We start from the raw sequence: 15,733 nt of genomic DNA, 5'->3' as shown, positions 1-15,733 counted from the left end.
TGCGGATCCAAGTTAAAAAGCAAAACAAGAACAGCCCAATGCACCCCAAAAAGACTTTTTGTCTTTGTCATTAATGGGCATATCCAGCATCCATGCATGGCTATGCCCATGCATACCACAGCTACTAGAACACGCACACGGTGCCGAGCTACTTTGTAACGGTGATAACGAAGGTGCATTGCGATTTTCTGACCGTCGCCATTGCCCACCAAAACGTTTGACTGGTGACCAATCTGGTGATGCTGGTGGAATCGATGGATCTTGATTCTTAAACTCTGCACCTGCATAGACAATTTTGCCATTCATCACTGTCATAACAGACTCAATCCACTGAATTTCATTATCGTCCACAGCAAAGTAGTCATCTGAAAGCACTATCAGGTCGGCAAGCTCACCTGAACTTAACGCACCTTTATGCTGATGTTCTCCAGAGAACCATGCAGAGCCTTTGGTCCAGAGCTTTAACGCGGTTTTTCTGTCTAATAGATTTTGTTCATCATAAAGTGGTAAACCACCCACTGTTTTGCCTGTACTTAACCAACTTAAACAGACCCACGGATTATATGAAGCAACACGTGTAGCATCGGTACCTGCACCAACAGGCACGCCTAACTCCAGCATTCTTTTCACAGGTGGAGTCGATTTTGCAGCGTCCAAACCATAACGCTGAACAAAGATCTCTCCTTGATAGGCCATACGATGTTGAATCGCAATACCCCCACCCAAAGCACCAATCCGCTCAATATTTCGATCTGAAACAGTTTCAGCATGGTCGATAATGAACCGTGTCGCAAAAGGCTGTCTACCGTTGACGCGTTCGAAGACATTCAATAAGCGATTAATACTTTCATCATAGGTGGCGTGAATGCGGAATGGCCATTTCTTTTCAGCCAACAACTCAACAATGCTTTCTAGCTCAGCTTCCATATTTTCTGGTAAATCTGGTCGTGGTTCATAGAAATTTTCGAAGTCTCCTGCTGACCATGTCAGATTTTCCCCTGCACCATTTACCTTCAATAATTCATCGCCATCATCAGGGAATGTCATCTCTGTCCATTTTTTATAATCATCAAGTTCTTCTCCTGCTTTTTGTGCAAATAGGTTATAAGCAATCCGAACTGTCATTTGATCATTATTATGCAGAGACTGAATCACCTCATAATCATCAGGATAATTTTGGCCACCACCTCCCGCATCAATTGCGGAGGTAATGCCTAAACGATTGAGTTCACGCATAAAATGACGTGTAGAATTGACCTGATCTTCAAGCGGCAGTTTTGGTGCCTTTCCTAAAGTAGAATAGAGAATCATTGCGGATGGTGTCGCGAGAAGTAGCCCAGTCGGCTCACCTCGCTCATTTCTCTCAATCTTTCCACCTGGTGGGTCTGGTGTATCTTTATTAAAGCCCAGTACATCAAGTGCTGCGCGATTCAACATCGCGCTGGCATAAAGATGTAAGACAAATACGGGGGTATCTGGTGCGGCTTGATTTAGCTCGTCCAAAGTGGGCATTCTTTTTTCCACAAACTGAAATTCAGTCCAACCGCCCACGACTCTAACCCATTGTGGTGCTGGGGTATTCTCTGCTTGCTCTTTTAACAGTCTTAATGCATCTGAAAGTGAAGGAACACCTTCCCAACGCAACTCCATGTTGTAGTTCAAACCACCTCTAATAATATGCAAGTGGCTATCATTTAAACCAGGAATGACTCGACGGCCATTTAAATCAATCACTTTGGTTGTACTGTTTGATAAGCGCATGATGTCATCATCACTGCCCGTTTTTACAACTTTTCCATCAGCAATTGCAATCGCTTGCGCCTCTGAACTCTGTTCATCAAGGGTGGTTATTTTGGCATTTCTTAAAATCAATTGAACGTCTGACATCCGTCATTCCCTCCGAGCCTAGCCTTATTATTTTCAGTTTTAGGTCGTGGAGGCATATCATTCCTCCACCATTTTTAATTATTTCGCTGCAATCGGCGCCAATACTTCGTGTGGTGAAGTGGTACGTTCTGCTGCTTTATGTACCATGGTATATGCATAGTCGACACCCATCCCATAGGCACCTGAATGTTCCCGAACAATATCCATTACTGCATTATAAGTATCACGTTTTGCCCAATCACGTTGCCATTCAAGTAAAACTTGTTGCCATGTCACTGGAATGACACCCGCTTGGATCATTCGTTGCATTGCATAGTCATGTGCTTCTTTGCTGGTACCACCCGAAGCATCTGCAACCATGTAAATTTCATAACCACCTTCGAGCATCGCACTTAAAGCAAATGAGTTATTACATACCTCTGTCCATAAGCCTGAAACAATTACTTTTTTGCGTTTATTATTTGCTAAGGCATCACGCACTTTCTGATCATCCCAAGAGTTCATTGAAGTACGTTCTAATAATGGTGCTTGAGGAAATACATCTAAGAGTTCGGGATAGGTATGACCTGAAAAGCTTTCTGTTTCAACGGTCGTAATGATGCTTGGAATATTAAAAACTTTAGCAGCTTTTGCTAAACCGACTGTATTGTTTTTTAGTACTTGACGATCAATCGACTGTACGCCGAATGCCATTTGCGGCTGATGGTCGATAAAAATAATTTGGCAGTTTTGTGCAGTCAATAGTTCTAAATTTGAATGGCTCATATTGAATTTCCTTGTTTATCGATGTTTTCTGAACACAGGATTAATATTGCAAATTAAGAAAAAGAACACAGCAGTATTATTAAGACGAATTGTTCTATTTATAAAACAAAAATATTGAATTTCCGTGATATTTGATACTTATTGAAACACTGATAAAGATTATTTCTGTATAGCATTAAAGAAAAAGACCAGCTAATAGCTTAACTGGTCTTTTCAAAATATTCGGTTTATCTTTTATAGATGAAGAGAATGTCTATATTTTTATAATAAGTTAGAAATTTACACTCCATGACAACTGTGCCGTGCGAGGTGCGCCAAGGAATAAGTAATCATCCCCGAAGAAACTCCCTGCATCACGCCAGTATTTTTTATTAAATAGGTTATCTACATTTAATCTCAAGTTATTGTCATAACCATAAGCACGGAAGTTATAAGCTGTTCCTGCATTAAACACTGTATAGCCTGACACTTTTACAGTACCTGTTTTCTCTGCATATTTACTGCTGCTATATTGCATACCAGCCAATAAGCGTAAGCCTTCCACTTGTGGTAGTTGATAAGATAGATAACTGGCAAAGCGCACAGCAGGTATGTTTTGAGTTTGATGCCCTTGATATTCAGCCGATTGAATATCTTTTAAACGTGAACGTGTCAAAGCCAAAGTAGAAGTGATATCTAAATTTTGACTTAAGCGTCCTTGTGCACCGAACTCCAAACCAAGATTGTGTTGTTTACCTTCGGTAACATAGTTACTCGCTGTATCGGTATACTGATTGTCCTGTTTTAAATTAAATAAGGCTGCTGTAAAGAGTAAATCTTGCCACTGCTGCTTAACACCTAATTCATACTGAGTTGAATGTTTTGGTGCCAATGTGGCAAATGCATTGTTGGCATACCATGGCGCTTGTCCACCATCACTCAGACCTTTGGCATAGGAAGCATATACATGAGTACTTTGCCAAGGCTGATACATCACTGCAAACTGCGGCAAAAAGCGATTAAAATTAGTGTCTCTGATTTTGTTGCCTTCCGCATCATAAGCATCTTCATTTAAATGCAAAAGCTTTCCACCTGCCAAAACTGACCAATTGTTATTAAAATCAATCTGATCTAATACATTCAAGGCTGTTTGCTGACTATTTAATGATTTGTAATGCGGACCTAGCTTCTTATCACTCGGTGTATATTGAATAGGATCAGTATAGATATTTCCCGTACCCACTAACTCATTAATCGCATCATATTGTGCATGGCGTTTATAGCTTTGTGATAACTCTAAGTTGAGTTTGTGTTGCCATGTCCCTGTGTCGAACTTACCGTTTAATCCAGCTTTAAATTGATTGGTTAGATAGCTGTCATCAGGGCTGCGAAACTCATAAATATCATAGTTACCATTTTGATCAAAGCTATTTCCTAGACCCGTTGTTTGGCATATTTCACTATAACACCCCCAAGCAAATGCCGAATAATCATCAACCACCACTCGACTTTGTGACGCTGAAAGATTTGCTGTCCAGTCATCATTTACTTGGTAGCTATACTTTAAACCAGTATTTATGCTTTCATTAATGACTGGTTTACCCCAGCTTTGATGTCCCAATAAACGATCCCACTCAACATCTGTAGGTACTGTTTTTCCATCAAGTAATTGGTAACCCGGAACTGATCGCTGGCGTTGACGTTGTGACTCGAGATCAAATTCGAGTTTTGAACGATCTGAAATTTTCCAGTCCAAAGCAACGGAACCAAACCAACGTTGTCCATTAGCATGCTCGACATAGGGATGAATTTCTTCTTTGGCAAGATTGACTCGATAGCCAAATTGCTGATCTACACCAAGCAAACCACCTAAGTCTGCGGCTACACGATTACCGCCATGACTGTCTGTTTCCACGGTGATAGAACGAATCTCTTTGGGACGTTTGGTCACATAGTTAACCACACCAGCAGGCGTTGACATTCCACTTTGAATGGCACTAATACCTTTTAAAATTTCAACCTGTTCTTTATTCTCAAGTGCAACATTTTGCTCACCCCGTAACAAATTACCATTCAATAAGTAACTTGACCCTAGATTTAAAGCAAAGCCACGCATAACAATATTTGGGTAATAACCAATAGGTGCATAGCCATCGCCTGCCGCAGCATCATTCTTAATAATATCTGTTAATGTTTTAGCATGTTGATCTGCAATTCGTACAGCAGTTACTGTGCTGATAGAGGCTGGAATTTCAGCAAGATTTTGTTGAGTAAAACCCGATAAATTAACAGTCGGTTGATAATAAGAAGCCCCTGCTGTTTGGGCTTTTACTGTAATGGGTGCTAATCGCGGTGTATCACCTTCAGTTTCAGCATAGGCTGATATGGAACTTAGCCCAAGACATGAAAAAGAACCAACCGCCAATAATGCTTTTTGTAAACGAGAAAATGGATACGTTTTCACAGTCGTTGTCTAACCCCAAAAGATAATCTTACAGCATGAATTTTACGGGCTTGAGTATTCACAATTTTCCCAAATTGAACAAGCATGTTATGCAATATATCTCAATTTTTTATAAATTTTTTCGATACAAAATCAATGAAAGAGATAAGTGTTGCTTGAGTTTAGTATAAGCTTTCATATTTTTAATATAGAATGATTCTCAATTACAATTCCGTCAATTTAAAAGTAATTTCAGGCTAAGATCAAAGGAAATAAGATGATAAAAGATAAACTGTTCAACCGAAAAAATGAAGTCAAACACCTCATTCCACTTTTATCAATAGGTGGATTTATCTTTTTATCCAACTCATCTTTTGCTGCCTCACCTACAGAAACTGCGAATTCTGAGAAAGCCTCAGAAGTACTGCCAACCATTACCATTACAGCTTCACGTGCAGATGAACTCTCCTCCTCGGCAAAGCAAGTCACCAAATTAGATGAAAAACAAATTGAACTTCTGAAAAATTCCTCTTCAGGAAATATTGCCACCGTACTAGCAAAAATAGTCCCAGGTTTATCTGATTCAAGTCGTACCATTACCGATTATGGGCAAACTTTACGTGGTCGTAATGCACTGATCTTAGTCGATGGTGTACCCATGAATTTAACCCGAGATACCTCCAGAGGCCTTTCTGCAATTGATCCTGAAAGTATTAGCAGTATAGAAGTCATCCGTGGCAGTAATGCCATATATGGTAGCGGTGCAGCTGGAGGTACAATTTCCATTACCACAAAAGCTGCAGGTGGTGAACCTACAGCAAAAACAGTGATTGGACTGCAAAGTGGCTTAACTAATCTTCGCTCCGATGCCTTGAGTGGTGACATCCATCAATATTTTTCAGGCAGCCTAAATAACTTCGATTATGCACTAGACTTTGGTTATCAACGTATTGGCAGTCCATACGATGCACGTGGAAGACGTGTTGCGCCTGAACCAAGCCAAGGGGATCTATTTGATGCAGATGCCTATAGCATCGGTACCAAGCTTGGTTACCACATCGATGACAATCAATATCTTCAGTTTGCCGCAAATTATTATAACGCTGAACAAGACTCAGACTATGCATCTGATCCGAGCGTAGCCCAACTCCCTGCGGGAAGCGTTCCTGCTAAAGCAATCAAGGGGCTTAAACTAAAAGACCAGAATAAGAACGAAAATCAAATCTACAATTTGACCTATTCCAATAAAGATTTTTTTGGCAACAAAGTAGATGCTCAAGTCTATTACCGAGATTTCTTTACTCGTTTTGCTCCATTTGATGCCCGTAAAGTGGCAACACGCGGTGGACAAGTGGATCAGGTATACCAAGAAAATAATGTGCTGGGTAGCCGTTTAACGGTCAATACGCCACTTGAGTTCTTCGGCGACACCTCAATTGTTTGGGGCGGTGACTTTAGCCGTGAAAAAAGTGAAATGCCATTAGATACTTTTGACCCCAAAATTTATGATCAGTCTAGTGGTCTAGAATTTGTCAAAAATGGAAAACTGATTTATTTACCAGAACTCACCACTCAAAGTATCGGTGGATTTGCGCAATTAAAGCACCGTTTCAGTGATCAATGGTCAGCGGAAGTAGGTACACGCTATGAAGACAGCTATGCCAAAATTGACAGCTTTATTCCATTGTCCCAACTTGGCAAAGCCAATCCATATACGGTGCAAGGTGGAAAAGTTAAAGCAGATGCTTGGCTATACAATGCCAATGTCAGCTTTGCACCAAACGATGAGCACTCGATTTACGCCTCATTTAACCAAGGTTTCCAATTACCTGATGTTGGTATTGTCATTCGAAATGCTAACATAGGCTTTAACTTAGCTTCTTCATTTTTAGAGCCAGTAAAAGTGGATAATTATGAACTTGGTTGGAATGGTCATTTTAAGAATTTTAGTTCTAGTTTAGCGGTGTTCCATTCCAAATCAGATCTAGGCGGGGTTCAGTCTTTTAACAATGGTTTAGTGTTGGCCAGAACCAAAGAAAAAGTGACGGGTGTTGAAGCAACGCTTGACTATCTTGACGATACTAAAGTATGGGGAACTGGTGGTAGTATCACTTGGATGAAAGGTCGTGAAACACCGCAGAATAGTAATACCGAGCAAGATATGACAGGCTATCGTATCCCACCGCTAAAAGTCACAGGCTATATTTCTTATAGTCCGACCGATACATGGACCAACCGTCTACAAGCCACTTATTTCGGTGCAGAAGATTACCGCTTAAATGGTGTGAATAGTTTTGGTCGTTATGATGTGAAGTCATATACAACTGCAGACTTACTCAGCAGCTTCGCACTAAATAAAAAGGACACAATGACTATTGGCTTAGAAAATATATTTAATAATCAGTATTACCCGCTCTATAGTCAACTGATGAGAAATAGTAATAATACCAGTCACTTATTAGCTAACGGCATAACACTCAAAGTGTCTTATAGCCATAAGTGGTAATTTAAAAAGTTATAGCCGCTCAAAAGTGGCTATCTTTACCTTTTTGAATTTCTTCAGCTTTAATACTTAATTAATTGGCTGCATCAAATCCATAAATGAATCGCAAATGGCCCAACCAATACCATCAAAATACCCGCAATCACCATGGTTAAACTTGCGATCACACCTTCTTCACTATTACGTTGCTGTGCTCTTACCGTACCAAAACCATGTGCCGCATTACCAAATGCTGCGCCGTTTGCCACATTAGAACGGATTTTGGTAATGGCTAAAATGGCATCGCCACAAATCATCCCAACCAAGCCTGTAATGACCGTAAATAAAGAAACCAAAGCGGCTGAGCCATGGATATCTTCTGCTAAAATCATGGCAAAAGGTGTTGAGATAGAGCGTGCCATCAAACTATTGGTGACTTCAGGGCTAAAATGAAATAACTTTGCCATTTGGTAAGCAGACATCACACCCACACTCATCCCCACCACAATCGCAATCGACAAGACACCCAAGTTTTTACGAATCGTGTCCCGATAACGGTAAATTGGTACGGCGAAAGCAACCGTTGCTGGCCCAAGTAAATTTACGATCCACTGCGTATCTTGTGCATAGGTTTGATATGAAATTCCAAAGATCGCCATCAACAGAATCGTGAGTACGGGCACACTAATCGCAGGAGATAACCAGAGTTGAGGATGCTTTTGATAGACACGCTTTGCCACGATGTATGCAAGCAGCGTCCAGATCAAGCAAACAATTGACCAAATATTCATATTGATGACCTTAGATGTGCTTATGCTGAAAACGCTTACGTGTCTGTAGGTAGCTTCTTAAGCGGTTGTAATAATGGATGGTTAAACAGGTGCTTAACATGACCAAAATAGTACCAATGGCAATACTCAATACAATTTGCCAGCCTTCGGTCATAAACAGACTTTTATATTGCACGACAGCGACCACCACAGGTACAAAAAACAGCAATAGCTCCCCTAAGACAAAGGTAGCGCCCATTGCCACTTGATCCATCTTAATGACTTTAAAAAACAGGCAGAAAAGCAATAGAAACATACCCAATATACCTGCTGAAATTGGGATACCGATTTTCTGGTTTAAGACATAACCTGCCAACCAGAATCCAGCAAGAATCAAAATTTGTTTAACTAATGCCAAAAGCGAATTTTGAGGGAGAGGTTTAGGAACAGCTTCGGTACTCATTTAACGGCATCAGATGGTGAACAACATAATTATCTTATCCACTGTACATCGATATAATATGAATTATTCATGTTAAAATTATGCCTAAATGGAATAATTTTAGGTTTGTTATGCTTTCACTAAAATCATTGCAATGCTTTGTCAGTTTGGTAAACAGCAAAAGCTTTACCCGTACTGCTGAAGAGCTTTCCTTGACACAGCCGACCATCAGTAAAATACTGCAACAGCTAGAAGAACAGCTTCAGGTGGCATTATTTGTAAAACCTGAATATGGTCGAAAAAGACAGGTTGAACTGACTGAAATTGGACAGCGTGTTTATCAACATGCAGTAGGATTATTGCAAGCCGAACAAAATATCTTTCTGGAAATCGAAAATTACCAACAATTAAAAACAGGCACCTTAAAACTCGGTGTGCCTCCACTCGGTTCGCAACTACTCACCACCGCCCTGTTTGATTATCATCAGCAATGGCCAGATATCGAACTTGCTTTTCTTGAAGTCGGTTCTCGAGGGATCGAGCAAGCCTTGTTGAATAATGAACTCGATGTCGGTGTGTTATTACAGCCCTTTGACCATCAAATTTTCAACAGTATCGAACTGTGTGATTACCCATTGATGGTACTATTGCGACGAGATGCAACTTGGGCAAACCGGAAGAAAATAAATTTGGAAGAACTGCAACAGCAATCCTTTCTGATGTTTCCTGAAAATTTTTCGCTCAACAGCATCATTCTTGATGCCTGCCAACAGCACGGCTTTTATCCAACGATTGCTTGCCGTACCAGTCAATGGAATTTATTGGCTGATATGGTACTACAACGTATGGGTATTGCCCTACTGCCACAATATTATACCGATATGCTTGATCCCCAATTATTCGCAGCAATCCCGCTGGAAAAGCCCAACATTCAATGGCATTTGGCCATGGCATGGAAAAAAAACCTTCCTGTCTCTCCTGCAGTACAAGCATGGCTCAGTGTGATTCATCAACATTTTCAAAAAATTAGGCCCAAGTTAGAGCAGTGAAAAAGAGGAATAACATTCTCAGAAAAATGGATAAAGCTTTGCCACAAAAAAGCTACCCAATCTTGGGTCAGCTCGCCTAGACTAGAATGATCTGTTGATCATATGGCAAATAACAATGAGTGATTCAAACTATATCCCCCCGCAAGTTTGGCAATGGACTGGAGAAAAATCTGATTTAAATCAACCCACGTCTGGCAGCCGCTATGAACATATATTACCTATTGGTAAACATCCGCTTCAATTGTATTCATTGGCAACGCCAAATGGCCAGAAAGTGACGATCCTGCTTGAGGAACTATTAGCCTTGGGATATCAAGATGCCGAATATGATGCATGGTTGATTAAAATTGGAGAAGGCCAACAATTCAGCAGTGGCTTCGTTGAAATTAACCCTAACTCTAAAATCCCAGCATTAGTTGATCATAGCCAAAATCCACCATTACGTATTTTTGAATCAGGTTCAATTTTGCTTTACCTAGCCGAAAAATTTAAAGCCTTTATTCCAACTGATATCGCTGCACGTACTGAATGCCTAAATTGGTTATTTTGGCAAATGGGAAGTGCACCCTACCTTGGTGGTGGTTTAGGACATTTTTATGCTTATGCACCTGTGAAAATTGAATATGCCATTAATCGCTTTGCTATGGAAACCAAGCGCTTATTGGATGTTTTAGATCAACATTTAGCACAACATGAGTACTTGGCTGGCACAGAATATACCATTGCCGATATTGCAGCTTTTCCTTGGTACGGTAGTCTGGTGAAAGGTTGGGTCTACAATGCAGATGAATTTCTAGCTGTGGATCAATATAAACATGTACAGCGCTGGGCAGATGCGATTCTAGCGCGGCCCGCCGTGCAACGAGGACGAATGGTTAACCGTACTTTTGGGGATTTGGAAACCCAACTGCATGAACGCCATGATGCAAGTGACTTTGATACCCATACGCAAGACAAACTTCAATAAGTAAGATTTAAGCCTAATTTTTATGCTAGTTCGCTAGCATAAAAAATTTAGATGAAACTCAATGAAAGAAATAGCTTACTAAAAATTAAGCAATATCTTGTATGGTGTACCCATGAACCTGTATCAATTGTCTTTTCGAATCCTCCCCTTATTGATGTGTATGGGTCTTAGTTCATCAATTTGTTTAGCAAAAAACTTATCGCTTTTGTTAGATAAAGATTTACAAGAATCATTAATTACAATCAATGGAAAAGAAATTATTGAAAAGAACCAAATAAAGACACTTGCCAATAAAAGCTATCAATATTTTTCGGTTAAGAAAGAAAACGGAATGATTTATGAAGCGTATATCAGACAATGCGCTGGTGATTATTTAAAAAATCTTGATAAAAAAGAAACAAAAGCATTCGACATCTGTACTCATGAAGTTATGGATAATTTAGATGAATTAATGAACCAAACCAAAGCCTTACAGATCCATTTTACAGGTACGCAATATGTCTATGACGGCGATGAAAACTCTACCCTGTTCCATTATTATTCTTTTGTTCATGTTAAAAATTACTATATGACCAATGAGCAAAAACATCCAATGTATGGGGTAATATATCGCTGTAAAGTGAAAGCTGAGACAATCAGATTAGAGGAATTTGTTGAGTATGCGAAAAATAATTGTGCCAATACAATGACTGTATCAGCCTCATCCTCTTTGAAATGAGCGCCGATTATTCTGCATATGGTGACTATTAGCCCTTAATTTAAAATGCTCATCTGACTGCAATAGCTTATTCATTAAAGCAACTTAAGTATGTATAAAGTAATATTTTACCTATCAATGTAATCAATATAAAAGCACATATTTCATCATAACAAATTGTATAAAAAAGATTTTTCAAACAATCAACAAATTTATTGCGACATTTTCTCTATTCAAAAAAGTCAATCAATTGCGCTATTTTCGCTATTTTGTATTTCAGGATTTTGCTTTATTCTGAAAGATAGAATGGAAAAAGCATAGAGACATCCTGACCTGGGATTTCTGGATTCAATAGATGGGAGCAGTGAGTTGAGTAATATATTACAGTCTAAAAATGATGGGATACAATTTCCAATTCAATCCGGCAAACAGGCTCCCAGTACGACAAATACAGCAAAGAAAATTCTATATGCCGCATTGAGTAGCGTTGATTCTCCACTTGCATCACAACTTAAAGCAGAAAAAAATTGGAGAAAAAAATATCCAGCTTACTTTCAAGAACTTGTAAAAACAGGAATTAGCTCGGTACATTATCCATTACTTATTGCCCAAAATGGTCTAGATGCAGCTAAAAATCTCTTTACATTTAACCGAGCTGGTCAACAATCGACGTTAGAACAAGCTATGTCTGATATTAAAGACCAACCTTTTGATAACTATGTTTTAAAGGGCGTAGGTAATTCTGCGATTGAACCTTGGTATATTCCTTTCAATGGAGAAAAATTACAGGGACAAGCATTACTCGAACAAATAGATCGCTGGGAAAATCAAAAAGTTATCGAACCTAGCCATGCAAAAGCACTACGCCTACTCCACGCTCACCCTGAATGGTTTGATCTATCGTCACGGACTATGGTGTTGTTCGGTGCAGCTTCTGAAGCGGGTCCTCTCAGTTGGTTGGCAAAATGGCGTGCCAATATTATTGCGATTGATTTACCAAATCCTCAAATATGGGAAAAAATTACTCAAACAGTTGAGCAAGGTAACGCGACATTGATCGCTCCACAGATCAGCTTAGCCAATAAAGAGAAACAGCTCGGTGCCAACCTATTAACCCAAACTCCAGAAATTGCGAATTGGCTGAATACCTTTGCAGAAACCTTAGACCTTGCAGGTATTGCATATTTAGATGGTGAAAAACATGTCCGTGTTTCAATCGCCATGATTAGCATTATGGAGCAACTGAGCAAACAAAAAGCGGACAGCAGTATCATGTTTATGCTGACGCCAACTGATATTTATGCGATTCCAAAAGCTGTAGTGAACTCCATACAAGAAAAAACTCAACAGCGTCCAATGATAGAAAAGTTACTCACTCGATCTATTCACAATATTTCCTTGACTAACTTCTTTAAACCAAATGCAAAGCAGTTAATCCAATCTGATAATGGTCAACAGTACGGTATCTCCGATTGTATGGTCATTGAACAAGGGCCGAACTACGCCCTTGCTAAACGCCTACAACAATGGTTTGCAATACGCAGCCGTGCACGTGGCCAAAAAACGGTCATCAATATTGCACCCTCTACAACAACACACTCCGTGGTTAAAAATCCAATTCTCAAAGCTGCCTTTGCCGGTGCAGATTTATTTAAAGTAGAAACATTCAGTCCAGAGACGACCAATGCCATCATGGCAGCGCTTTGGGTACATGATTTAAATAATCCAGAAAGTGCGACCAATCCAACCAAACAGTTAAATCATCCTTTAGATTTGATTATGGAAAATGCCAATCATGGTGGCTTGTGGCATGTACCTTACTTGGCGCGAACGGCTTTACCCTTTGCAGCTGCATATGGTTGGATAAGAGGAAAGTTCTAACAAAAAAGTTATTTTAAGCTGAGCGAGAAAATGTCGAATGCATTCTCTCGCTCTTATTTTATGCTAAAGTTATTGCAAATAATTATCATTACCATGCATAATTAATGAAATTTCACTTAATTATGATAGGTAAATTGACAATGATTAAGCAAAAAGTGACTTCAAACGATAATAATATACTCAAACAAAACGATCATATGAGAAATCTCGAACAGACCGAGATGACAATCACTGCAATTTCAAGGCCATTCCCAAGCATTTTAAGAGTTCATGGTAAAATTAATACAAATCAACCAGGTATGTGGGATAAGCCAAATTTAGCTGTCCGTATTGAAGTTTCTGAAAATTTAACCCGTGTTTATACTATTCGCTCATTTAATCGTGATCACCACGAAGTAGAAATTGATCTGATTGAACATGAAGATGAGAGTCCTGCAATGCAATGGATACATCAAGCCAAGGTAGGAACAAAAACGCAGCTGATTGGACCAAGACCACATTTTGTTCCAGATTTTGAAGCAGAAAAGCATATCGTGATGTTTGCTGATGACACCGCCCTTCCTGCGCTTTATTCAATCTTGCAACATTGGCAAAACAATATAACTGCAGATATTTTTGTTGAAAGTCATGACGCCAATATTTGCGAATATCTTCCAAATCAAGAAAATGTTCAAATACATTTACTGCAAAGAGAACGCCAAGATCAAGCAGGAAAAATGGGGCTGTTGCTAAAAGCTGCTTACCAATTTAAAGAAACAAATGACCTAGTTGTTTGGGCTGCATGCGAACGGAATGAAGCCAGAGCAATTCGCAAATTCTTTTTAGAGGAAAAGTCACTACCTAAAAAAGATGTACAAGTGACAGGTTATTGGAATGTTGGTCTTTCAAGTACGATTTTAGATGAAGTTCGGTTGGAATATTATCAAAAGCATTTGGAAGCAGGAAAAACACTAGAAACATTTGATGATTTAGATATGCCTGTATAAAAACGTTAGAGATTTAACAAGAGAGTTTTAAAACTCTCTTGTTTTTTTATCGATACTTATCAGTACTAAATTTAGTTGTTTTGAGTCATTTCATCCCATTCTAGAAATGGATTGTCAAAGCTTTTCCACGCATTTGCCCCTAGTGCCATTTCTTCATCATTGAATAAGCAAGCATTGAAACTTTGAATCAGTTCAGACTGATTCATTTCCATTCCAATCAAAACAATTTCTTGTCTGGCATCTCCTGTTAGATCATCCCATTTCTTTTCTATAGCTTCGCGACTCTGTTGATCTTCTGGCCAATGTTCATCTGGTACAGCTGCCCACCAATAACCTGCAACCCCGTGTCTCGCCATAGCGCCGGCTTGAGACCAAGAGCCTGCAAACTCTGGGTGAGACGCTAGCCAAAAAAAGCCCTTTGAACGAATCACCCCTGGCCATTCAGATTGGACAAAATCAAAGAAGCGTTGCGGATGAAATGGTCGTCGAGCACTATAGACAAAGCTGCTTATACCATACTCTTCGGTTTCTGGTTGATGTTCCCCTCTAAGCTCTTTTAGCCATCCTGGTGCTTGAGCTGCTTGGTGAAAATCAAATAAATGCGTATTCAATACAGACTTAAGATCAACCTGTCCGAATTCTGATGTTTCGATTTTTGCTCTTGGGTTAAGTGAATGGAGAATTCCAAATAGTCTGGCTTTTTCTTGTTCGTCGACTAAATCGACTTTATTCAATACGATTACATCACAAAATTCAATTTGATCAATTAAGAGATCGACGACATTCCGTTGATCTTCTTCACCTAATGATTCTCCTCGAGATTGTAAACTGTCTAGCGAACTATAGTCTTTTAGAAAATTATAAGCATCAACCACGGTCACCATTGTATCTAGTCGGGCAAATTCATTTAATGAGATACCATTTTCATCTTCAAAAGTAAAAGTTTCAGCAACAGGTAAAGGCTCAGAAATACCTGTTGACTCGATCACCAATTGGTCAAAACGTTGATCCTCGGCTAAACGGCGTACCTCAAGTAATAGATCTTCTCTCAAAGTACAGCAAATACAGCCATTACTCATCTCAACCAATTTCTCATCTGTGCGTGATAGCTCTGCTCCACCTTCTCGAACTAAAGCAGCATCAATATTAATTTCAGACATATCATTAACAATTACAGCAACTTTCCTGCCTTCTCGATTATTTAAAATATGATTCAGTAGCGTCGTTTTTCCTGCACCCAAAAAACCTGATAATACCGTTACAGGAAGTTTTGATGGAGTGGCTAAAGAATGATTCATTGGCGTTCTCACTGTTTAAGTTTTTTAGAATCCATACTCAAAAGCACGGAAGATTTAGACCTAATATTCTTTAATGATTAGGATTAA

12 protein-coding genes are annotated in these 15,733 nt (G+C 39.4%); 6 read left to right on the top strand and 6 right to left on the bottom strand.

From position 1 onward, the window contains the following. Positions 1–12 precede the first annotated feature (12 nt). The 3 genes from F885_RS15510 to F885_RS15520 all read right to left on the bottom strand — a co-directional run bounded on the left by F885_RS15510 (position 13) and on the right by F885_RS15520 (position 5,095). Positions 13–1,887 (bottom strand): amidohydrolase, encoded by a 1,875-nt coding sequence (locus tag F885_RS15510; RefSeq protein ID WP_005313910.1) that lies wholly within the window; start codon positions 1,885–1,887, stop codon positions 13–15. A 78-nt stretch (positions 1,888–1,965) separates the two neighbouring features. Beyond that, positions 1,966–2,652, bottom strand: a complete 687-nt coding sequence (locus tag F885_RS15515) for a hydrolase (RefSeq protein ID WP_005188475.1) — start codon at positions 2,650–2,652, stop codon at positions 1,966–1,968. A 271-nt stretch (positions 2,653–2,923) separates the two neighbouring features. Then, on the bottom strand, positions 2,924–5,095 hold the full coding sequence (locus F885_RS15520) for a TonB-dependent siderophore receptor (RefSeq protein ID WP_005313908.1): 2,172 nt from the start codon (positions 5,093–5,095) through the stop codon (positions 2,924–2,926). A gap of 256 nt (positions 5,096–5,351) precedes the next feature. Here F885_RS15520 and F885_RS15525 point away from each other — a divergent pair, with 256 nt between their 5' ends. Beyond that, a complete protein-coding gene (locus tag F885_RS15525) occupies positions 5,352–7,580 on the top strand; it encodes a TonB-dependent receptor (RefSeq protein WP_005313906.1) in 2,229 nt (742 codons plus the stop codon). Positions 7,581–7,663: 83 nt separating this feature from the next. Here F885_RS15525 and F885_RS15530 read toward each other — a convergent pair whose 3' ends face one another. Continuing rightward, a complete protein-coding gene (locus F885_RS15530) occupies positions 7,664–8,347 on the bottom strand; it encodes an LrgB family protein (RefSeq protein ID WP_005313899.1) in 684 nt (227 codons plus the stop codon). 10 nt (positions 8,348–8,357) lie between these two features. After that, positions 8,358–8,789: a CidA/LrgA family protein gene (locus F885_RS15535; RefSeq protein WP_005313898.1), complete on the bottom strand. Its 432-nt coding sequence runs from the start codon at positions 8,787–8,789 to the stop codon at positions 8,358–8,360. Between the two features lie 110 nt (positions 8,790–8,899). Here F885_RS15535 and F885_RS15540 point away from each other — a divergent pair, with 110 nt between their 5' ends. The 5 genes from F885_RS15540 to F885_RS15560 all read left to right on the top strand — a co-directional run bounded on the left by F885_RS15540 (position 8,900) and on the right by F885_RS15560 (position 14,348). Beyond that, a complete protein-coding gene (locus tag F885_RS15540) occupies positions 8,900–9,817 on the top strand; it encodes a LysR family transcriptional regulator (RefSeq protein WP_005203676.1) in 918 nt (305 codons plus the stop codon). 115 nt (positions 9,818–9,932) lie between these two features. Beyond that, a complete protein-coding gene (gene yghU / locus F885_RS15545) occupies positions 9,933–10,784 on the top strand; it encodes a glutathione-dependent disulfide-bond oxidoreductase (RefSeq protein ID WP_005313896.1) in 852 nt (283 codons plus the stop codon). A gap of 112 nt (positions 10,785–10,896) precedes the next feature. Continuing rightward, entirely contained in the window at positions 10,897–11,502 is a 606-nt protein-coding gene (locus F885_RS15550; RefSeq protein WP_005313894.1) for a hypothetical protein, read from the top strand. Between the two features lie 348 nt (positions 11,503–11,850). Beyond that, positions 11,851–13,362, top strand: coding sequence for a hypothetical protein (locus F885_RS15555; protein ID WP_005313887.1), 1,512 nt, complete (start codon positions 11,851–11,853; stop codon positions 13,360–13,362). 140 nt (positions 13,363–13,502) lie between these two features. Further along, positions 13,503–14,348: a siderophore-interacting protein gene (locus tag F885_RS15560; protein ID WP_005313884.1), complete on the top strand. Its 846-nt coding sequence runs from the start codon at positions 13,503–13,505 to the stop codon at positions 14,346–14,348. Between the two features lie 71 nt (positions 14,349–14,419). Here the strand turns inward: F885_RS15560 and zigA are convergent, their stop codons facing one another. After that, the gene (gene zigA / locus F885_RS15565) at positions 14,420–15,646 is read right to left on the bottom strand and encodes a zinc metallochaperone GTPase ZigA (RefSeq protein ID WP_005313881.1); all 1,227 of its coding nucleotides are present in this window, start codon (positions 15,644–15,646) and stop codon (positions 14,420–14,422) included. Positions 15,647–15,733: the final 87 nt, after the last annotated feature.

This window comes from Acinetobacter higginsii, assembly GCF_000369845.1.
In the GTDB taxonomy this organism is placed as follows: Bacteria; Pseudomonadota; Gammaproteobacteria; order Pseudomonadales; family Moraxellaceae; genus Acinetobacter; species Acinetobacter higginsii.
This window is presented reverse-complemented; position numbering and strand designations above follow the sequence as displayed.